Origin of the sequence: Binatus sp. (SeqCode), assembly GCF_049584895.1 — a bacterium.
GTDB lineage: Bacteria > Desulfobacterota > Binatia > Binatales > Binataceae > Binatus.
Map to the genome: position 1 here is coordinate 14,272 of NZ_JBAUYR010000096.1, position 20,722 is coordinate 34,993.

A 20,722-nucleotide genomic window follows, 5' to 3' on the forward strand; every position below is an offset into this window, starting at 1 on the left:
CCATTTCAAGCGTGATGTCGGCTAGGATACGTTAAACGCAAAGTGGAACAGGACAGAACTGCCATCTTTCGATTGCCACGTCGCTGGCAGATTGGGTTGTTCTTGATCGTAGTATTTGGACCTTGTGCGAAAATATTGCTTGATCTCGACTTCGGTATGATTTTTTCTCCCGTGCCCGAAGTGATCACGATTTCCGTGTGGGCGCTGCTCTGGATTTTCGTTATGCCGCGTTACTACACTGTGCAGCTTCGTCCAGGCGGCGTAAAAGTGTACAGCCTGTGGTGGCTTCCGTGGACCGATGTTAGAGAGGTACGGTATCGGAAACTGTTTGGCCTTCGGTATTTCCTCGTAAAGCGAAGTCGCGGTTTCTTTCCATTTTGGATCCCGCTCTATTTCGTGGGAGATCGAGACCTGGGCGACGCAATCATCCATGCTGCACCACTCGGTAACCCATTCCATTCAGTCTCTATGCCGTCATAAGTTCAGCGATGCGGGGCTGCAATGGTCGTCCGCGCTGGGCAAAATTCGACAGCACCACTTTCATACACCGCGCGAAATGACTACCATTACCTACGCCGGTGATTGAACGAATGCCGACCGGCGGGCGACAGACACGAAAGCAGTACCTCAAGAGGCCCCGGCAATTTCCCAGTTAGCGACTGAAGACTCGCTCGAACTCCATTTCGACGATCCGCGCCTGTTCACCGATTTGCTCGGTCAGCACGACGCGCACGTGCGCACCGTCGAGAGCACGCTGGGAGTTCGTATCGGCGTGACCGGCACCTCGCTTCGAATTTCAGGCGCTCATGCCGAGCAGGCGCTCGCCGGCAAGGTCATCAGCGAGATTTACGATCTGCTGAAACACGGCTATCCGATCTATCCGAGCGACGTCGAGTATGCGATTCGAATTATCCGCGGCGATCGCAACGCCGAGCTGAAGGATATTTTCCTCGATACGATTTACGTCTCGGCCAACAAGCGCGTCATCTCGCCCAAGAGCATCAACCAGAAAATTTACATCGACTCGATTCGCAGCCACGATATCGTTTTCGGAATCGGTCCCGCCGGCACCGGCAAGACTTACCTTGCGATGGCGATGGCGCTGGCCGCTCTCATGAAAAATCAGGTGACGCGGATGGTCCTGTGCCGTCCCGCGGTCGAAGCCGGCGAGAAGCTCGGCTTCCTCCCCGGCGACCTTGCCGAAAAAGTAAATCCGTACCTGCGTCCGCTCTACGACGCGCTGCATGACATGGTCGATTTCGATCGCGCGCGCCGGATGCTCGAGCGCGGCACCATTGAAGTCGCGCCGCTCGCGTTCATGCGTGGGCGCACGCTCAACGACTCGTTCATCATTCTCGACGAGGCGCAGAACACGACCTCCGAGCAGATGAAGATGTTCCTGACGCGCCTCGGCTACAACTCCAAGGCCGTTATTACCGGCGACGTCACTCAGATCGATTTGCCCAGCGGCAAGCTGTCGGGCCTGAAGGAAGCGAGCATCGTGCTCGGCAACACTCCCGGCATTTCGTTCGTCAGGTTCAACGACCGCGACGTCGTGCGGCATCGATTGGTGCAATCTATCATCAAGGCGTACGAATCGTTCAACGTCGAAGGACCGGCGCCAACGCCTCCGACGACAACCGACGGCAACCATCGGGATTGAAACGCGTGGCGGTCGAGTTCCGATGCGCGACGGCGCGCGGACGCGGCTATGCACGCGGACTTCGCGCCGACGCCGACCGCCTGATGCGCGCGGCCGGCCTTGCCGAGTGCGAACTGTCGCTGACACTCACATCTGATCGCGCGATCCGCAGGCTCAATCGCGATTTCCGCGGAATCGACACGCCGACCGACGTTCTCTCCTTCTCGCAAATCGAACAAGCAGGCGCCGCGCCACCGGATCCCCACAGCGTGAAGAATAGTCCGGGACTTCCGGTGGGCGACGTCGTGATCTCGATCGACACCGCCCTCCGCCAGGCGCGCGAGTATCGCGTCAGTCCCAGCTCGCGACTGCGCCGGCTCCTGGTTCACGGATTTCTGCATCTGATCGGCTACGACCACGAACGCTCGGCCGCCGACGCGCGGCGGATGTTCGCGCGCGAGCGAACGCTGGCGTCGAAGATCAATCAAAGGCGTGCGTCGTCGCGATGAAACGAGCGCCCGCGAAAATTCCCGCGGTCGCGATGCTGACGCATTTCACGCGCGCCTCGACCTCCACCACTGCGCTGGACAACCTGGTCGCGATTCTCAAGGATGGGGTGATTCACGGCGGCAGCCGGATGATTCGCGGCGCGCGTCCCGCGGTTTGCATGTTCGACGTGCCGATCGCCGAGCTGCGCACGATCCTCGACCGGCGCAATCGCCGCCGCTATGAACCATTCGGGATCGCGGTCGACAAACGCTATGCTTTCACGATGGGTGCGCGACCGGTTATCTACCTGCCATGGCGCGAGGCGGAAAAAATTCTCGCGCCGGAAGAGAGTTGGCGTGTGGTATCGCTTGAAATCGACAAGACTCCGCCGATCGACTGGAGCTTCGAGCGCGAATGGCGCGTCGCCGGAGATCTCCCGTTCGAGCCGCCGATTGCAGCGGCGCTGGTCGAAACCTGGAAGGACGTGGACGAGATTTTCGAGCGCTTCAACGGCCGGCCGCCCTGCGCCGGCGTGATTCCGATCGCCGAGATGTTCGCGACGACGCCCGCCTGACGATGTCGTCGAACAACGCAACCCGCGCGGCGCTCGCCGTAGCCAGCGGCCTCGCGATGGGGCTGGCATTTCCGAAGTTCGACCACGGGCTGCTGGCGTGGGTCGCGCTGGTGCCGCTGTTCTACGTGATCGAAGGCGAAAGCATGCGCCGCGTATTCTGGTGGGCGTACCTGCAAGGCTTCGCCTCGTACGTCGTACAGTTCTACTGGATTCCGATTCCGCTGCACGACTTCGCCGACGTGCGGATGGAGTTCGCGATCTTTCCGATGTTCCTGCTGGCAGGCATCGTCGCGATTAACACGGCGGTTGCGATCTGGGCGGGCGAGTTCATCGCGCGGCGGACGCGAATCCCCTCCGTGATCACGATGCCGGTTGCGTGGACCGCGGTCGAATTGATTCGCACCTACTTCCCGATCGGCTTCCCGTGGAACCTGCTGGGCTACACGGCCTATCACAACCTGGGATTGATCCAGTTCGCCGAATTTACCGGCGTCTACGGCGTGTCGGCGCTGATCGTATTCTTCAACGCCGTGGTGTACGTCGTGATTGCGCGCCGCGGCGATTCTCGCTCGCAAGCTGTCAGCCTGAGCGCGTTGACCGCCTTGATGATCGTGCTGGTCGCGTTCGGCGCGTGGCGAATTCGCGATCTCAAGAACGCGCCGATCGCCGGCAGCTTCAAGGTCGCGATGGTGCAGGGCAACATCCCGCAATCGCTCAAGTGGGATCCGAACTTTCTGTCGCAAAGCTATAAGGTCTACCAGGATGAAACGGAGGACGCGGCGAAGCGCGGCGCCGACTTGATCGTCTGGCCGGAGGCCGCGGCGGCGTTCCTGTTCCAGCCCGACGACCGCTATCCCGCCATGCTCACCAGTGACGCACAATATCGCACTGCGCTCCTCACTCTCGCGCGCAATATCGGCAAGCCAATCTTGTTTGGAGCGCCGGCGCTCGCCGTCAAGAACGACCGCGTCGCCGGATTTTACAACCGCGCAGATCTGGTCTCGGACCAGGGCGAAGTGCTCGCGCACTACGACAAAATCGAGTTGGTGCCGTTTGGCGAGTACGTTCCGGCGCGCGCCCTGCTCGGCTTCTTCGTCAATCGGATCGTCGAGGGCATGGGCGATATGATTCCCGGCAAGGAGCAGACGCTGTTCGAAGTCAAAGGCGCGAAGCTCGGAATTTTGATCTGCTACGAAAGTATCTTTCCCGATTTCACGCGACGCGAGGTCAACGAGGGCGCCGACATTCTCGTGAATATCACCAACGACGCGTGGTATGGCGAGAGTTCCGCGCCATACCAGGTGCTCGCGATGGCGGTGATGCGCTCGATCGAGACCAAGGTCCCGATGGTGCGAACGGCCAACACGGGATTCAGCGCGCTGATCGAGCCTACTGGAGAAATCACGAATCGCACGCCGCTGTTCAAACGCGGCACGACGATCGTGAACGTATCGTGGCGCCCGGTGCGGACGCTTTACACAATCGTCGGCGATTTGTTCGCGGAGATTTGCCTCGTGCTGACAGCGATTGGATTGATCGTAGGATGGCGATGGCCGCGCCCGGCGACGATTGAAGTTGCGCCGGTTCGATCGCGGAAGCTCGCCACCAACGGCCGACCCCATTAATCGGCGCGCGGCTTCATGACATAATGTGGCGTCGGCGAGAAGCCGGCGCGAGGTGTGACTTCCAATGCTCAGCGACATGAGACAGCAGCTTTCCGAGTTCGACGACCGCGCCGAAAAGCTCGGGAGGCGTCTTTGACGTCCCCGCACTGACTGCCCGTCAGAACCAACTCGTCGAACAATCCGCCAAGCCCGGCTTTTGGGATCGCCAGGAGACCGCGCAGGCCTCGCTCAAGGAGCAGGAGCAGATTCGCGCCCAGCTCGCGGGCTACAAGATGCTCCGCGACAAGCTCGATGAGGCGCGCGTGTTCCTGCAGATGGCCGAAGAAGAAGGCGGCGAGGATTCCGAAGCGGCGCGCGAGACCGCGTCAGCGCTCGACGCGTCGCGGGCCGAGCTCGATCGCCAGGAACTGCGGCTGATGCTGAGCGGCGAGTACGATCGCCTCGGCGCGATCCTTTCGATACATCCCGGCGCCGGTGGCCAGGAGGCGCAGGATTGGGCCGAGATGTTGCTGCGGCTTTACCTGCGATGGGCCGAGCGGCGCGGCTTCAAAACCGAAATTGCGGACTTGCAGCCGGGCGACGGCGCGGGGATCAAGAGCGCGACTGTCACGGTCGAGGGAGATTTCGCGTACGGATATTTGCGGGCCGAGGCCGGGATACATCGGCTGGTGCGAATCTCGCCGTACGACTCGAACGCGCGGCGTCATACCTCCTTCGCGTCGGTGTTTGTTTTCCCGGAGGTCGACGACACGATCGAGATAGTAATCAATCCCGCGGATTTGCGGATCGACACGTTTCGCGCGTCGGGTGCGGGCGGCCAGCACGTCAACAAGACCGACTCTGCCGTGCGCTTCACCCATATCCCGACCAACATTGTCGTCACCTGCCAGAACGAACGTTCGCAGCATAAGAACCGCGCGATGGCGATGAAGATTTTGCGCGCGCGCCTGTTCGAACTCGAGCAGCGCAAGAAAAAAGAAGAGCTCGAGAAGTTCAGCAAGGACAAAAAAGAAATCGCGTGGGGCAGCCAGATTCGTTCGTACGTGCTGCAGCCGTATCAGATGGTCAAGGACCATCGCACTGGCGTCGAGGTCGGCAACACCGGCGCAGTCCTCGACGGCGCAATTGACGAATTCATTCAGGCCTACCTGATGGGCGTCCGCAAAGGCGACGCGGATTCAGTGCCAAATTAGGACGTGGAACCCGCGTGGGTTCCACACCTCCTTCGGGCAGGGGTGACCCCTGCACCCAGTACTTGTGTTTTAGATGAAACGTCACATCTGATAACGAAAAAAAGTTCCTTGGGGGACATTTGCGATTAGGCCAACGATCATCTTTTGTTTAAGCTGGAAGGATGGGTACCGAGCCGGAGTGCGCGAAACTTTTGACGCAAACCGAAATCAGTTTGCGCGCGATCAGGCTCCATCTCGTTAACTATCAGCTGCAACTTTTGCGTTTATCCGTGCTGAACACCGCGCCCGCGCAGAAACTTCATCGCGACGTTCCAACGATTCGGCAAAAGCCGTCAATCTTCTTCTGATCGTTCAGGTGACCGACCTGCAACTTTTTCTGTTGCGTCGCGCGGCAGTCTGATCAAAGTTGCAATATGAAACGGACGCTCTCGACTAGTCGAACAAGGAGTCGCGGATGATCGACCTATATTTCTGGCCAACGCCCAATGGTTACAAGGTCACCTGGATGCTCGAGGAAGTCGGCCTCAAGTACAACGTGATCCCGGTCAATATCGGCGCGGGCGATCAATTCAAGCCCGAGTTTCTGAAAATTAGCCCCAACAATCGCATGCCCGCGATGACCGACTCCGACGGTCCCGGCGGAAAGCCGATTTCAATGTTCGAGTCGGGCGCAATTTTAATGTACCTGGCGGAGAAGACCGGCAAGCTGATGCCCTCGGACACGCGCGGAAAATACAACGTCATCCAGTGGCTCATGTTCCAGATGGCGAGCGTCGGCCCAATGCTCGGCCAGGCGCATCATTTTCGCCGCTACGCGCCCGAGAAGATCGAGTACGCCATCAACCGCTACACGAACGAGGCCAAGCGCATCTATGGCGTGATCGACAAGCGGCTCGGCGAAGCGAAGTATCTGGCGGGCGAATACTCGATCGCCGATATCGCGACCTACCCGTGGCTGGTGCCTCATTCAATGCAAGGGCAGGCGCTCGAGGACTTTCCGAATCTGAAGAAGTGGTACGACGAGCTGCGCGCGCGTCCAGCAACCCAGCGCGGCTTCGGCGTGATGAGTGACGTGGTCGAGAAGATGCGCGCAGCGGCGCAGGCAAATCAGCCGGCGCACGATCCAAAAACGTGGGAGATATTGTTCGGCAACAAGCAGTTCGAAAAACGCTAGATGTGTTCTTCAAATCGGTGCACTAAAAAATCCGGTCCCCCTTCCCGCTCGGGAAGGGGTTAGGGGTTAGGTTGCCGTCATCACCCACGATGCTCAGGCACTTCTCTTCGGCGCGCCGTCGAGCAATCGCAACAGCACGTAAACTGTCTCCACTGCCGGGACGCTGATCCCATTGCGTCTTGCGGCGCGCACCACGGCACCGCTCAGCGCCTCGTACTCGAGAGCCCTGCCGCGTTCGAGGTCCTGCTGCGTCGAGGTCTTCAATTCGCGCAGGTTCTTCTGGGAGTGCGCGATGTACCCGTCGATGCGATCGTCGGAAATCTTCGCGCCCTCGGCTCGCGCGACGTTCACGATCTCCTGCATTAGAGTGCGCAGCAGTTTCAGGCCTTCGGGATCGTCGAGGATTTCGCCGACGCGCCGGCGCGTCAGCGTCGTCACGGTGTTGAACGCGCCATTCCAAATCAGCTTGTCCCATCGCGCGGTCATGATGTCGGCTGAGATCTGTCCGAGAATCCCAGCGCGTCGAAACACTTCGGCGATCGATTTAGCGCGATCCGTCTCGCGGCTGTCGAGTTCGCCGAAGTCGATATGACCTGTGCTGAGATGAACAATCTTCCCCGGCGCGACCATCTCGACGCCGACTCGCGCGTTGCCACCCATCACGGTACCGCGCCCGAAGATCGCGGCGAGCTTCGCCTCGTTCTCGACGCCGTTCTGGAGCGTGAGAATCGCGCCGCCGGGATTGAGGCACCCCGAAATCGCCTTCGCGGCGGCATCCGTGTCGTAGGCCTTCACACAGAACAGGATCAGATCGTACGGCGCCAAATCGCACGGCGTGTCAGTGGCGGTGACCTCTATGCGCAGGTCGCCGCGAATACTGGTGATGTCGAGGCCGTGCTCCCGAATCGCGCGCAGATTCTCGCCGCGCGCGCACAACACGACGTCCTCGCCCGCCGCTTGCATCCGCGCACCGAAGTAGGCTCCCACCGCGCCCGCGCCCATCACCAGGATTCTCACTTTTTCACCTTTCACTTTTTCAACTGCGCCTATCGTAGCGCCGCCGCGATCTGTTGTAATCAACCTCGGTCACGATGGAATCCGCGAGCGAAACAAGTCTGCCTTCTGCGCGCGAATTGCTGTTCGAAGCGGTGCTGGCGACCGCAACGCTGACATTGTGGCCAGTACTCGACGAAAGGTCCCAAGGCACGGCGGCACAGCGCGCGCGAGCGATGGTCTATTTTCCGATCGTCGGATTCGTCCTGGGAGTAGTTCTCGCGATCGTCGATCGAACTGCCGCTTTCGTCGCCGGACCGATCGGACGCTCGTTCATCGTGCTGATTGTCGGCGTGGTGCTTTCGCTTGGGCTCGTGAATCGCGGAGTGGCAGACACCGTCGAGGTGCTGAGACGAGGGACGCGGCCCGCATCGACCGGACTGACGCGAATCGGGCCGATGGGAGCTGGCGCGGCGATCGTCGCGTTCGCATTCGAGGTCTGGTGCTTGTCGCAAATCACCGACGACGCAGGACGGGCGGGCGCGTTGGTGATGGCGATGATGCTCTCGCGATGGGCGATCATTCCAATCGGTTACGGGCTGAAGCCGCTGGAGCATTGGGGCTTGGGCATCCCGTACGAAGGCGGCATTTCGTTTCGCGAGTTCGCCGTCTCCAGCGTGATCGCGCTCGGACTCACGATGGGGCTGTATCAGAACGTCGGGCTGGCGGTGATCATCGCGCTGGCGCTGACGATTCTCGCGATGCGCCTGGTGCTCAGCCGCCGGATGCATGGCGCGGCGGGCTACATGCTGGCGGGCGGATGCGCGATTGCCGAGGTTGTCACGTTCGCAGTGCTGGCGGCGATCCGGGCTTAGCCGTTGCGCTTGAGCGCTTCGGCCCAGACCTCTTTGAGCAGCTCGCGCAAATCCTCAATCGATCCGTTGTTCTCGATCACGAGAGTCGCGTGTTTCGCGCGCTCCTCGTCAGATAACTGGGCGCGGATTCGCGCATCCGTCTCGGAGGGTTTCAGCCCGCGCTGGATCTCGATTCGGGCAAGTACTTGTTCGCGCGGAGCGCGCACCAGCCAGATTTCGTCGAACAGCGGCTGCCAATTCGCTTCGATCAGAATCGCGGCCTCCACGACTATCGGCAGCTTCGCGCCGCTCGCGCGCAATTCGATAATGTTGCGGCGGATACTGTCAGACGTCGCGGGCCACACGATTGACGTCAGCTTGCTCAGCTGCCCGGGATTTCCAAAGACGATCGATCCCAACTTCTTTCGATCGATCGTGCGATCGGGAGCAAGCACCTCCGCGCCGAAGGCTGCAATCACAGCTTCATAAGCAGAGGCGCCGGGCGCATAAGTGGTGTGCGCGACTTTGTCGGCGTCGAGGAATGGCGCGCCGAACTCGCCGAGCATCTGCGCGACGGTGCTCTTGCCCGATCCGATTCCGCCAGTGAGACCAACTGTTATCATTCGAAATCTCTAGCCCGCCGCTTCGCGGCTCCATGCCTGAATATTATAGAGGTAGCTGAAGAAACCGCCGCGAGCCAGCAACTCGTCGAACGATCCATGCTCCACAATTGCGCCGTCGCGCAGCACCAGTATTCGATCGGCGTTCTGAATCGTCGAGAGCCGGTGCGCGATGACGAGCGTGGTCCGTCCGCGCATCGCCGCGCGCACCGCAGCAAGCACCATCGACTCGGTTTCGGTGTCGAGCGCGCTGGTCGGCTCGTCCATGATGAGAATCGGCGCGTCCTTGAGCAGTGCGCGCGCTATGGTCACGCGCTGCGCCTCGCCTTCGGAGAGACTGTGACCGCCCTGCCCCATCACTTCGTCCAGGCCAGCCGGCAGCTTGGCGAGAATCGGTTCCAAGCGGGCCATCTCGATCGCGCGCAGCACTTTCGCGTCGTCTACGCCGGGTTTCCCGAACGCGACGTTGACGCGCATCGTATCGCCGAGCACCAGCGGCGGTTGCAGCACCATCGCGATATTGCCACGAATCGAATCGAGCGTGAGGTAGCGAGTATCGTTGCCGTCAATCTTGATCGCGCCGCCCTGTGGTTCGTAAAAGCGCGCGAGCAGACTGGCCATCGTGGTTTTTCCGGAACCGCTCGGACCGACAATCGCGATAGTCTCGCCGGGCGACGCTTTGAAGTTGATGCCCTTGAGCACGGTGCGTTCGGGTTCGTAGGCGAACACGACGTTGTCGAATTCGATTTCGCCGCGCGCGCGGCCAAGCGTCTGCGCACCAGGACGGTCCTTGATTTCCGGATCGATCGCGAGCAGCTCGAGGCATCGCCGGAGACCGGCCTTGGCGCCTTCGATCTGTCCGTAGGTTTGCGAAATCTGATTCACCGGCGCGTAGAGCGAGGCGAGGTAAGTTATGAAGACGATGAGGGCGCCGATGCTCAAGCGGCCGTCGAGGACATGCTGCGCGCCCAGGTAAATCACGAGCGCGGTGCCGCACGCGATCAACACGCCGATCGCGCCAGCATACAGTGTTTGCAGAGTGTAGAGGCTGAGCGTCGCGTCGAGGCTCGCGCTACTCGACTCGACGAACTCGCGATATGACTCGCCCTCGCGGGTGAAGGCCTGCACCACGTGAATCGCCGCGAGGGCGCTCTGCGCGACAGTGTACAGGCGGCTCTCCTTGATTCGCGCGCCGCCGGCGATCGCGTCGATGCGCCCGCTGATCGACATTATGAGCAGAATCAGGAGCGGAATGATCGCGAGCGCAACCAGCGTCAGCGTCGCATCCATCCTGATCATTACGACGAACATTCCGCCGAGCAGAATCAGCGACGACAGCACCGGGAAGAATCCGTTCATCGCGATCGTTTGAATCGAGTAGGTATCGTAGGTGATGCGCACCATCAGATCGCCTACTTCGCGGCGGCGGTGGAATGAGAGCGAGAGGCGCTGGAGATGGTCGAACAGGCGCGCGCGCAACTCGTTGACCATCCGCTGGCCGATCGAGATGGTGACGTAGTTGGTCATGACGTTGAGCACGCCCAGCAGCGCGTACAGGATGACCAGGCTGATGCACGCCGCGATGAGAAGCTCGCCGCGCGGCATCGAGGGAATCCATGAGCTGACGAGCGGCGCGCCGCGCAGCACATTGTCGATTACGATTTTGAGCGGCCATGGCTTGAGCACTTCGGTCGCGGACGCGAGCAACACGCCGGCGATCGCAATCGCGAGACGGCCGAGATGCGGGCGCATCCGGCGAATGGCGTGGCCGTAAAGTTCCAGCGTGGTCATCGGGCTTCGTCGTCCGCGCGCGTCGCAATTGAGATTCCGAGTGAGCCGGCTACTTCGGAGGCGCCTGCGTTGATGATCGCGGGGATGCGTCGCGCACGAGCGATCGCGATCAACCCCACTGCCACAGCGGCTAGAACGACTCCGACGATTGCCGTGCTCAGCGAAAAACCCGCGGCCAACAAAACCAAGAACGTGACGGCAGCGGCAATCAACCCACGCCGAGGATCGGGTCGAATGCGCCAGATCAGAGCGATGCTCGCGTCTTTGCGCAAAGCGTTTATCGGCGCGCGAATCATCGGAGGAACGACCAGCTCGAGATCGTAAGACTGAAAGCCGTCGGTCTCAGCCACCGCGACACCGCGGCGGATTAGCGCGTCGCGCATGGCGCCGAGGATCGTTGCGGAATCGAAACGCGGAGCAACGTGCGACGTCACGAATTCGATCTGGCCGCTCAATTTCACGGGGCCGTTGGAATCCTGAATGTCGGTTGAGGGTTCGAATCGCCATTTGATTCGCTCGCGCGCGAAGCTCCGAACGGTTGGGCCGAGCAGGTTGACGATCCAAAGATTAATTCGAACCGCAGGGCCGGAATGCGGGCGGGGCAAGGGAACCGACGCGGCGCTCAGCGCCGCAGCCAATATCGACAGCGCAATTCCACCGGCGCCGAGCACTCCAAGCACGCGGTTGACGCTGCCGAGGATCAGAAGAATCAGCGACACGACGATCCATTGGAACGTCAAGGGCAGATCAGCGTACGAGTTGCCCGACGAGTAGACAGTCTGAAAGAGGCCGCGGCCGAACTCGCCGTAGTAAACACGCGCGCCGCCGAGAAGAGCGCCGATCGACGACGCTCCGGCGTACATCCCGTCCTGATCCGCCGTGCGCAGCGGATATTTGCGATACAGCAGGCCTTCGCCGGTGCCGTAGCCGCGTTGCTGGCGGAGATAGGCAGCAAGAGTCGCGCGCCGCTCGTGAATCACGACGGCTCCTGGAGCGTACGCGAGCGTTTCTTCCAACGCCGCGAGACGCCAGGAAAGATCCACGTCATCGCCGGCAGTGGTAAACATCGGATCGAAGCCGCCGGCCTTGAGCAGCGCGGCTTTCGTGATTGCCATGTTGCATCCGCACAGTTGCGCGAGGCGATCGTCGCCGGCACGCACCTCTCGCGGCAGTCCAGGCGCGGCAGCCATCGCAGCGGCGCGAGCAGATTGCGGGTCGGGAGCGAAATTTGGGCCGGCCGCCGCGGCCGCATCGCGGCGCTTGATCGTCTCGACCAGATGATACAGCCAGTCGCGATCGGCGCGCGCGTCGGCGTCGATGAACGCAACGACCTCGCCCGACGCAGCCTCGACGCCTGCGTTGCGCGCCACGGCCAGACCCTTGTGCTCGATGCGAATCGTGCGGACGCTGTCCTGGTTGGCGATTTCGGACGTCGTATCAGTCGATCCGTCATCGACCACGATTGTTTCGTAGTTTGGATAGTTGAGCTCGCGAATCGAGGAAAGACAATCGCCGAGCGTCGACGCCGCATTGTGGGCAGCCACCACCACGGTCGCTTTGGGAGCGGCCGAGAGTCGAGGCGGTAGATCTTCGCTGAAGACTTTGCCGACCGCATCGAAGGCGAGCTTGGGCGAGCGATCGCGACGCGTCAGTCCGAATGCCCAGTCGGTAATCTCGACGCCACCAGTGTGCCACTCGTCGGTGAACGCGAACACGATGAAGCCGGACAGTCCGAGCTCGAATGCTGCGCGGCATTGCCACGCAAGCAGTTCCGCTTGATGCTCCTCGCCTTCGCGAATCGTATCCATTCCGGTTTCGCTGAGCACCAGCGGCAGCTCGCCCGCTTGTCCCATCAGATGCGTCAGGTAACGGCGGAAATCTTCTTCGCGATGCAGATACACATTGAACGAAATGAAATCGAGAAAACTCAGATCAAGATATTCCGCTGACGGATAGTTCGAGTAGGTGAACAGCGCCGCGGGATCGATCTGTTTTCCCAGGTCACGGAGCTCCGCGAGAAATTTGCTGACCGCGCGCGGCCCGTGCCATCGCACGATATCCGACCGAATCTCGTTGCCGATGCTGTAGGCTACGATCGTCTCGCCGAATTGACGCGTGTCGAGGACGGCGTTGCGAATGGCGTCGCGGATTTCGCGCATCATGTCGGGAGAATCGAGGAACGCCATGTGGAACGGCCACGGGATGCCGAGCATCATGCGCAAGCCGGCCTTCTGCGCCTCCTCGACCATCCACGACGGGGGCGGCACGTAGAGACGAATCACGTTGGCGCCGAGCCGTTTCATCAGCGCGAAATCGGCGGCGGCGCGTTCGGGCTCGGGATATCTTTCACCGCGGGAATTCGGCGCAAACGGGCCGTACGAAACGCCGCGGATGTAAAACTTCTGCGCGCCGTCGAGCAGGTATTTTCCGTGCGATACCAGCCGAGCCATGAACGATGAGCTAATCGCAAAGGCGAAGGGCGCGCAACGCGCATCGCGCCGCAGACTTGACTTCGCGCAAGTCGTGCCCTGACAATCGATCTGTGACGGTCAAATCGGCGGCGGCGCAATCCTGCAACTAACGTGGCGCGACACGCTCCCAGCTGGCTCGAAAGCAAGACGCTGGACCTCGAATCCAGGGCCTCGAAGCATACTACCGCTCTCCGCGTCTGGCACATCCTGAATCACGCGGTCGAGGGCTTCATCAACAACAACGATCTGCTGCGAGCGTCGGCGCTGACCTTCACTGTCGCGCTGTCGATCGTACCGATTCTCGCGCTCGCCTTTTCCGCGGTTAAAGGATTCGGCGGCGCGGAACGACTGCGCCCATTGGTCGAGCAATACCTGGGGCTCGGCAAATCGTCGTCGCAGCTGATGGGCTACGTCGAGAACGTCAACGCGGCGGCGCTGGGTTCGGCCGGCGGCGCATTTTTGCTGATCACGGTTATTTCCACGATGGGCACGGTCGAGCAGGCGCTCAACACCATCTTCAACGTGCCGCAGAGTCGCAGTTATTTTCGCAAATTTTCCGACTACCTGAGCGTGCTATTCACGGTTCCGTTCCTCATCGTGGCCGCGCTTGGCGTGACCGCGGTTTTATCGGTGCGGATTTCCGAGTTTCCATTCGTCACGCATCTGCTGCCGTACCTGTTCGTGTGGGCCGGATTCTTTTTCCTGTTCGTTTTTTTTCCGTACACCAAGGTCCGCTATGGCCCAGCGCTGATCGGCTCGTTGGTCACTGCCGTGCTTTTTCAGCTCGCGCAGTGGGGATACGTGCGCTTTCAGGTCGGTGTCGCCAACTATCGGGCAATCTACGGAGCGATGGCCACGCTGCCCATTTTTCTGGTCTGGATCTACATCGCATGGTCGATAATTCTGTTCGGCGCCGAACTGACCGCTTCGATTCAGCGCGGCGACATCCCACCGATGCTTGGGCCGACGTCGCCCAATTTTTTGTATTCGGCGACGATGCATATCCTGATTCGCCTCGCGGACCGCGCTTACCACGGCGGCGACGACATAACCTCGTGGACGTTCTCGCGCGAACTCTACGTACCGGAAGCCACGATTAAGCCGATCATCGACGGGCTCAAGTCCGGCGGCTTTGTGATCGAGGCCGACCCAGGCGCCGGTTCGCTGAACCAGGGACTGTTCCTGGCGCGCCAGCCTTCGACCATCGTCCTGGCAGATGCGATCAAAGCAGTAGACTTCGATAGCGGCGCGAGCGATGGCGATCCGCGCGTCGACCTCGTACTCAGGAAGATCGACACGGCGCGCGACAGTCTGCTCAAGACGATCACGCTCGAAGATATCCGCTCGCCGGAAGCGAAGGCGGTCGATCAGGAGACGGCGGCTACTGAGCACAAAGCCAACCAGTGAACAAAATTTGAATACATGGAAAAAAGAGAACCCCGCAGCAGCTTCGTGAACGTCAACGGGGTCCGGCTCCATACGCTGGATTGGGGCGGCGACGGCGCGCCGATCGTGATTGTGCACGCGACCGGATTTCTCGGGCGCATCTATCGGCCGCTTGCAGAGCGGCTGCGCGCGATCGGGCACGTTTACAGTTATGATCAGCGCGGGCACGGCGACAGTTCGCCGGCTCCTGACACCGAGTACAGCTGGGCCGCGACGATGCTTGACCTTGAAGGATTCATAACCGCGATGGGCTGGTCCGGTGTCAGGGCGGTTGGTCATTCTGCGGGCGCGACGGCGATCGGTTCGCTCGCGGCCGAGCGTCCGGATTTGATCTCACGAGCTGTTCTGCTCGAGCCGGTAATTTTCGAGGCGCCGGACGCGCCGGAACTCGGATGGCGCAATCCGTTTATCGAGCGGACGCTGAAGCGCAAGCGCATCTTCGATAGCGTTGACGCGATGTACTCGAACTTTGAAAACAAGCCGCCGTATAACACCTGGCGGAAAGATATCCTGCGTGATTATTGCGAGTTCGGGACGCGTCCGACCAATGACGGCCGGCGTGAACTCAAGTGCGCGCCTGAGATCGAGGCAAAATTCTACGAGACGGCGAGCGACTTCGACGGGCTCGGGCGAATTCTCCGCAGTACTGTGCCGATGCTGGTAATCTTCGGTGCGCGCGGGGACTCGCTTGGCGCGTCGCTGTCGGGAAAAGTCGCGCAGCGGCTCAAGCACGGACGCGTAATCGACGTCGAGGACGCGGGCCACTTTATGCCGATGGAAAAGCCCGAGTACGCCGCCGAGCAAGCGATCGAATTCCTGACGCTGAAAAGTTAGTTGCTGCGATCCAGAACCCTCACCTACCGACCGCTGAGCGGTTGGCCTCCTCTCCCGTAAAAGAACGGGCGAGGTATTTAACTCGAACTGAGTAATGCTCGCGCTTCGGCAGTATATATTCCCGGCCGTTCGTACAGTATCAACGGCGGCTCAATAGCTACTTCGATTCCGCCGCCGACGCGAGCCTCGACTAACATCACCGATGCGGGAGTCGTAATTCGCGGATGAACGAAACGGATACGCTTGGGCTCGAGTTGCTTCGAGCGCATCGCGGAAATCAACTCGCCGCTCCTGCGCGCGGTGAAAACAAATGCGACGCGGCCGCCGCTGCGCGCGTAGCGGCGCGCCGCTGCGACGAAATCCATCAGGACGGTTTCACCCTCGCCTCGCGCGACGCGGCGGCCGTGCTCGGGATTTTCGCGGCCGGAGGCGGTTGCGCGATATGGAGGATTTGCGACGATCAGATCGAAGCTCGCGGGCTCGACGCCCGGGATCTTCTTGTGGCGGAGATCGGCGTTGACTGCGTTCACAGATTTGAGTTGGTTGATTGCGGCGCTTCGCGGGATCATCGCGGCGAGTGCCGGCTGGATCTCAATCGCGACGACTTCGCGCGGGCGGTGAAGCGTGGCCATTATGATCGATACGACGCCGCATCCTGCTCCCAGCTCGAGCACTCGATCGCGCGCATTTGCGTGGGCGAAGCGAGCGAGCAGGATTGCTTCGATCGAGAACCGATAGCCGTGCGTTGGCTGGATCAGCGTGATAGAACCGTCGAGGATCGTATCGCGACTTTCGTTGCTTGAACTTGAATTGCTTGTCATGAACGCCGCCGAGAAAGGAGAGCTCTACGCGCGCATCTTTCGCAAGGTTGGTGTGTTTCTCGGCAAGCGCGAAATTCCGCGGGCGATCAAAGAGCTGGATGAGGGTATGAAAATCGCCGAACGCAACGGCGATAGCAAGATGGCCTCGCGCTTCCGGCTGGAGATTTCTATCCTCTCCAAGGCAGTAGAAACGACGAAATAGCGGCTTTCCCCTTGTGAAATGAGGGATTCGTGCGTCGTCGCTTGACGCCTTCCAGTTCGTACTTACCTTCAAATTGTGGGACGCAAGGCGATTCGAGCGAAGGACAGATAGAGCCTTCCTCGGCGCCGAGCGGCCCGGAATTTGAAATCACTCCAAAGAAATACACAGGAGGTTCTCTTTAGATGGAAGTGCGGATGAACGGGTTTACTCCAAATGACTCTTTGCTTCGCCACTGGAACGTATTGTGGAACGAGCTCGAGCCCGGCCGCAAGACTGGGCCGGCGACTGACGTCGTCGAAGACGCGGACGCGTACCATTTCTACTTCGAGATGGCCGGTATCGACAGCGCGTCGGTCGATGTGCGCGTCGAGGACAGCAATCTGATCGTCGAGGCGGAGCGCAAGCGGCCTGAGTGGTCCAAAGATGCGGAAGTGCATCTGTCGGAGCGGGCGTATGGCACGATGCGTCGCGCGTTCACGATGCCTGAGGACGCGAGCCACGATGGAATCAAGGCGGCTTACAAGGATGGGGTGCTGGAAGTGACGGTGCCGAAGCGACCCGAGAGCAAGCCGTTCAAGATCAAAGTGGAGTTCGATAACAACTAGCCGGCGCGCTGAGCGCTTCGCGCAGACGGCTAGGAGATTTTTGGCCAGACGCCGGCAGTCAAACACTGCCGGCGTCGTGAGCGCAGCCGACGAAGCCAGATCGCTGACCATTTAACGGGGAGTGCAAATGGTATTTCTGATTATCATAGTGGCTATCGTCGCGTGGGCCATATTTGCCTATAACCGATTAGTCAGTCTGCGCAACCAGGTAGATAATTCGTGGCGGCAAATCGATGTACAGTTGAAGCGCCGTCATGACCTGATTCCAAATCTGGTCGAAGCCGTCAAAGGCTATATGCAGTTCGAGCGCGACACCCTGACGCAGGTGGTCGAGGCGCGCGCCAAGGCGATCAGCGCGCCGGACCAGGCGTCGCGAATGGCCGCGGAAAACCAGATCACGACCGGGTTGAGTAAATTGTTGGCAGTATTCGAAAACTATCCGCAATTGAAGGCCGACGAAAATGTGCTCAAGCTGCAGGAAGAGCTGACGACCACGGAAAACCAAATCGCATACGCACGGCAGGCTTACAATGACGTCGTGCTCGATCTCAATACGCGCATCCAGAGCTTCCCGACGAATCTCATTGCCAGCAATTTCGGTTTCAAGCCCGCAGAATATTTCAAAGTCGCTTCGGAAGAGCAGGCTGTTCCCAAGGTTGATCTTTCGATGACCGCGCCTCGCGCTTAAGCATCCGCGGCGGACGTGCGCGATGGCGGCAAACAATTTCAGGGCGCTCGAAGCGACCAATCGCCGCGAGACCGCGGTGCTGGTGGTCGTGTTCATGTTACTACTCGGGGCGCTTGGTCTCGGGCTTGACATTGCGGCGCACGACGTTGCGATCGTCGACGGACACCTGGTCGGCTTTCCGGTACTGACGATCGCGGCGCTGGTGTTCGCCGGCGTGCAATCGATGGTTTCATACTATAGTGGCGCGTCGCTCGTGCTGGTCTCCCTTCATGGACGCCCGCTGACGGCAGACACGGCCCAGCATCAGGTGGTGCTCGACGTCATCAACGAGATGGCCACGGCGGCGCGGATGCCGGTGCCCACGCCGTACATCATCGACGATCCCTCGCCGAATGCGTTCGCGACCGGACGCGACCCGGCCCATTCGGTGATCTGCGTGACGCAGGGGCTGGTCGATCAGATGGACCGCGAAGAGTTGCAGGGCGTCATCGGGCACGAGATGTCGCACGTCGCCGATTACGACATCCGCACGATGATGATGATCGCGGTGATGGTCGGCGGAATCGCGATGCTGTCGGACTTCGTGTACCGCTGGATGTTCTGGGGCGGTTTCGGCGGCCGCGGGCGGAGCAGCAACAATCGCGACAACCAGGCGGCGGCGCTGATCACGGTCGCGGTGATCGTGTTGGCGGCGGTGGCGCCGATTTTTTCGCAATTACTTGCGATGGCAGTGTCGAGACAGCGCGAATATCTTGCGGACGCGTCTTCGGTTGAGTTCACGCGCAACCCGCGAGCGTTGCTGCGCGCGCTCGAGCACATCGCGAAGATCGAGTCGCCGCTGAAGCAGGGCACAGCAGGGACAGCGCATCTGTTCATAGTGAATCCGCGCGAGGGTCTCCGCGACGACGACGAAGGATTCTTCGCGAACCTGTTTTCGACGCATCCGCCGCTGAGCAGGCGCATCGCAAGATTGCAGGCGTTGTTGGGCGCGGCGGGCGCATCGGCGATTGACGACGCATCGACACAGGCCAACAACTGAGCGCTAGCGACGTTGCTCGATGAGGTCGGTCGACTTAAGCTCGTCGGATGCCGACAGAGCGTGAAATCGACCAGATACTCAATCAAGTAGTTGCGCGGGTCTCAAAGATTGAGGGCGTTCAGGCGATCGTGCTTGGCGGGTCGCGGGCGCGCGGGACTGCGGACGAACATTCGGATATCGATCTGGGAATTTACTACGACGGCGAGCATCCGTTCTCGATCGCGGCTCTGGGAGCGGCTGCGAAGGAGCTGGACGATCGTCATGGCGATAACCTGGTGACTTCGTTTGCGGATTGGGGGCTGGCTGTGAACGGCGGAGGCTGGCTGGAAATCGGCGGCAACCATGTCGATTTTCTTTACCGTGAAATTGGGGCGGTGCGCGATGCAATTGAAGATTGTATCGCCGGGCGGCTCCGCAGCATCTATCAGCTTGGGCATCCGCTGGGATTTCATATCCAGATTTACGCGGGGGAAGTTCATGTCTGCCGTCCGCTGTTCGATTCGGCGGGCACGCTCGCTCGACTGAAATCTCGAGTCGGCGATTATCCTGAAACACTGCGGACGGCTGCGGTGACGAAGCATATCTTCGACGCGGAGTTCGAAATTTCGATCGCCGGGAAGCCGGCCGAGCGTGGCGACGTGATGTACGTCGCGGGATGCCTGTTTCGCGCGGCAGGTTTCATGACGTTTGTCCTGTATGCGCTGAATCGCAGGTTCTTTCTCAATGAAAAGGGCGCGTTCGCCGAGTCGCGGCGATTCGCAATCAAGCCGGCGCGGTTTCATGAGACCGTCGCGACCGTGTTGGGAAAGGTTGGCGCGACTCCCGCAGAGTTAGCGGTGAGCGTCGTCAGCTTCCAGCGCCTGGCTGCGGAATTGCGGCAACTTGCCTCAGTGAAAACTGAAAAAGCACTTTAGCGGTTGCGTCCTTTGAGGGCACGCTCGATTTCGCGATTTGACGCCCTGCGCGCGAGCACGTCGCGCTTATCGTAGGAGTGTTTGCCCTTTGCGAGTCCCAGCTCGACCTTGGCGCGACCGTTTTTGAAATATATTTTTAACGGGACGATCGAATAGCCCTTCTCGCGGACTCGGCCCCATAGCTTATCGATCTCGCGGCGATGCATCAGGAGTTTTCGCGCGCGGGTCTCCTTGTGGCTGAACTGGCCGGCGGGAGCGTACGCGCCGATGTGTACGCTCTCGAGAAACGCTTCGCCGTTTTTGATGCGCGCGTAACTGTCGCGCAGGTTCGCGCGATGGGCCCTCAGCGACTTGACCTCGGTGCCGGTGAGTGCGAGGCCGGCTTCGAGCGTCTCCTCGATAAAGAAGTCGTGCCGCGCCTTGCGGTTGTCGACCACCAGGTCCAATCCGTCGGCGGAAGGCTTGCCGTTGCGAGTATTGGAATCGCGCGCCATAACAGGGTGAGTTTATCCGCACAGGGCCGCGCAGATAAGGGGCGAAAGGACAGGGTTGCGCACGCGGGCGTTGGACCTTAGATTGGATGTAGTAGCCGTTTCCGTTTTTTCACGCACTGGCCTCGGATGGAAGACCCACAATCGTGGGGGCGAACTGGATTCGACGAAGACAACATGGCCATGGTCGCACGCCGGGTGCTGTCGACCCGTAAAACTGGCAGACTGCGAAATTTACCCGCAGACAATAACGGTT

21 protein-coding genes are annotated in these 20,722 nt (G+C 60.5%); 14 read left to right on the forward strand and 7 right to left on the reverse strand.

Annotation, left to right across the window (positions count from 1 at the left end):
* Positions 1 to 21: 21 nt before the first annotated feature.
* Entirely contained in the window at positions 22 to 432 is a 411-nt protein-coding gene (locus WB650_RS16500) for a hypothetical protein (RefSeq protein WP_423961248.1), read from the reverse strand.
* A gap of 277 nt (positions 433 to 709) precedes the next feature.
* On the opposite strand from WB650_RS16500, the gene WB650_RS16505 reads away from it, so the two are divergent.
* From WB650_RS16505 to WB650_RS16530, 6 genes are all read left to right on the forward strand, one after another.
* Positions 710 to 1,663, forward strand: coding sequence for a PhoH family protein (locus WB650_RS16505; RefSeq protein ID WP_422304835.1), 954 nt, complete (start codon positions 710 to 712; stop codon positions 1,661 to 1,663).
* 5 nt (positions 1,664 to 1,668) lie between these two features.
* Positions 1,669 to 2,151, forward strand: a complete 483-nt coding sequence (gene ybeY / locus WB650_RS16510; protein WP_422304837.1) for an rRNA maturation RNase YbeY — start codon at positions 1,669 to 1,671, stop codon at positions 2,149 to 2,151.
* Entirely contained in the window at positions 2,148 to 2,705 is a 558-nt protein-coding gene (locus WB650_RS16515; protein ID WP_422304839.1) for a hypothetical protein, read from the forward strand. The genes ybeY and WB650_RS16515 overlap by 4 nt, the downstream gene beginning before the upstream one ends.
* Positions 2,706 to 2,707: 2 nt before the next feature.
* On the forward strand, positions 2,708 to 4,330 hold the full coding sequence (gene lnt / locus WB650_RS16520) for an apolipoprotein N-acyltransferase (protein ID WP_422304840.1): 1,623 nt from the start codon (positions 2,708 to 2,710) through the stop codon (positions 4,328 to 4,330).
* Between the two features lie 64 nt (positions 4,331 to 4,394).
* A protein-coding gene (prfB, locus tag WB650_RS16525; protein ID WP_423961251.1) for a peptide chain release factor 2 occupies positions 4,395 to 5,523 on the forward strand; the annotation gives its coding sequence in 2 pieces (ribosomal slippage) (positions 4,395 to 4,451 and positions 4,453 to 5,523; 1,128 coding nt in all).
* Positions 5,524 to 5,977: 454 nt separating this feature from the next.
* Positions 5,978 to 6,697: a glutathione S-transferase N-terminal domain-containing protein gene (locus WB650_RS16530; protein ID WP_422304842.1), complete on the forward strand. Its 720-nt coding sequence runs from the start codon at positions 5,978 to 5,980 to the stop codon at positions 6,695 to 6,697.
* Between the two features lie 93 nt (positions 6,698 to 6,790).
* On the opposite strand, the gene WB650_RS16535 is transcribed toward WB650_RS16530, so the two are convergent.
* On the reverse strand, positions 6,791 to 7,729 hold the full coding sequence (locus WB650_RS16535; protein WP_422304843.1) for a ketopantoate reductase family protein: 939 nt from the start codon (positions 7,727 to 7,729) through the stop codon (positions 6,791 to 6,793).
* A 59-nt stretch (positions 7,730 to 7,788) separates the two neighbouring features.
* Between WB650_RS16535 and WB650_RS16540 the strand changes: the two genes are divergently transcribed.
* Positions 7,789 to 8,565 carry an adenosylcobinamide-GDP ribazoletransferase gene (locus WB650_RS16540; protein WP_422304844.1) on the forward strand — a complete coding sequence of 259 codons (777 nt, stop codon included), beginning with the start codon at positions 7,789 to 7,791 and terminating at the stop codon, positions 8,563 to 8,565.
* Here the strand turns inward: WB650_RS16540 and coaE are convergent.
* The 3 genes from coaE to WB650_RS16555 are packed head-to-tail and all read right to left on the reverse strand — an operon-like array spanning position 8,562 to position 13,405.
* Entirely contained in the window at positions 8,562 to 9,167 is a 606-nt protein-coding gene (gene coaE / locus WB650_RS16545) for a dephospho-CoA kinase (RefSeq protein WP_422304845.1), read from the reverse strand. The genes WB650_RS16540 and coaE overlap by 4 nt on opposite strands.
* Before the next feature lie 9 nt (positions 9,168 to 9,176).
* Positions 9,177 to 10,955: an ABC transporter ATP-binding protein gene (locus WB650_RS16550; RefSeq protein ID WP_422304846.1), complete on the reverse strand. Its 1,779-nt coding sequence runs from the start codon at positions 10,953 to 10,955 to the stop codon at positions 9,177 to 9,179.
* Entirely contained in the window at positions 10,952 to 13,405 is a 2,454-nt protein-coding gene (locus tag WB650_RS16555; RefSeq protein ID WP_423961254.1) for a glycosyltransferase, read from the reverse strand. Before WB650_RS16555 ends, WB650_RS16550 begins: the two co-directional genes overlap by 4 nt.
* 132 nt (positions 13,406 to 13,537) lie before the next feature.
* On the opposite strand from WB650_RS16555, the gene WB650_RS16560 reads away from it, so the two are divergent.
* Entirely contained in the window at positions 13,538 to 14,833 is a 1,296-nt protein-coding gene (locus WB650_RS16560) for a YhjD/YihY/BrkB family envelope integrity protein (protein WP_422304848.1), read from the forward strand.
* A 15-nt stretch (positions 14,834 to 14,848) separates the two neighbouring features.
* On the forward strand, positions 14,849 to 15,706 hold the full coding sequence (locus WB650_RS16565; RefSeq protein ID WP_422304849.1) for an alpha/beta fold hydrolase: 858 nt from the start codon (positions 14,849 to 14,851) through the stop codon (positions 15,704 to 15,706).
* Between the two features lie 77 nt (positions 15,707 to 15,783).
* Here WB650_RS16565 and WB650_RS16570 read toward each other — a convergent pair whose 3' ends face one another.
* Positions 15,784 to 16,527 (reverse strand): tRNA1(Val) (adenine(37)-N6)-methyltransferase, encoded by a 744-nt coding sequence (locus WB650_RS16570; RefSeq protein WP_423961256.1) that lies wholly within the window; start codon positions 16,525 to 16,527, stop codon positions 15,784 to 15,786.
* Between WB650_RS16570 and WB650_RS16575 the strand changes: the two genes are divergently transcribed.
* From WB650_RS16575 to WB650_RS16595, 5 genes are all read left to right on the forward strand, one after another.
* The gene (locus WB650_RS16575) at positions 16,526 to 16,729 is read left to right on the forward strand and encodes a hypothetical protein (RefSeq protein ID WP_423961258.1); all 204 of its coding nucleotides are present in this window, start codon (positions 16,526 to 16,528) and stop codon (positions 16,727 to 16,729) included. The genes WB650_RS16570 and WB650_RS16575 overlap by 2 nt on opposite strands.
* Before the next feature lie 182 nt (positions 16,730 to 16,911).
* Positions 16,912 to 17,334, forward strand: coding sequence for an Hsp20/alpha crystallin family protein (locus WB650_RS16580; protein WP_422305497.1), 423 nt, complete (start codon positions 16,912 to 16,914; stop codon positions 17,332 to 17,334).
* A gap of 127 nt (positions 17,335 to 17,461) precedes the next feature.
* Entirely contained in the window at positions 17,462 to 18,022 is a 561-nt protein-coding gene (locus WB650_RS16585) for a LemA family protein (RefSeq protein WP_422305498.1), read from the forward strand.
* A 22-nt stretch (positions 18,023 to 18,044) separates the two neighbouring features.
* Entirely contained in the window at positions 18,045 to 19,061 is a 1,017-nt protein-coding gene (locus WB650_RS16590; RefSeq protein ID WP_422305499.1) for a M48 family metallopeptidase, read from the forward strand.
* A gap of 47 nt (positions 19,062 to 19,108) precedes the next feature.
* A complete protein-coding gene (locus WB650_RS16595) occupies positions 19,109 to 19,975 on the forward strand; it encodes a nucleotidyltransferase domain-containing protein (RefSeq protein ID WP_422305500.1) in 867 nt (288 codons plus the stop codon).
* Here WB650_RS16595 and smpB read toward each other — a convergent pair.
* Positions 19,972 to 20,469, reverse strand: coding sequence for an SsrA-binding protein SmpB (gene smpB, locus WB650_RS16600; protein WP_422305501.1), 498 nt, complete (start codon positions 20,467 to 20,469; stop codon positions 19,972 to 19,974). The two genes, WB650_RS16595 and smpB, sit on opposite strands and share 4 nt — an antisense overlap.
* Between the last annotated feature and the right edge of the window lie 253 nt (positions 20,470 to 20,722).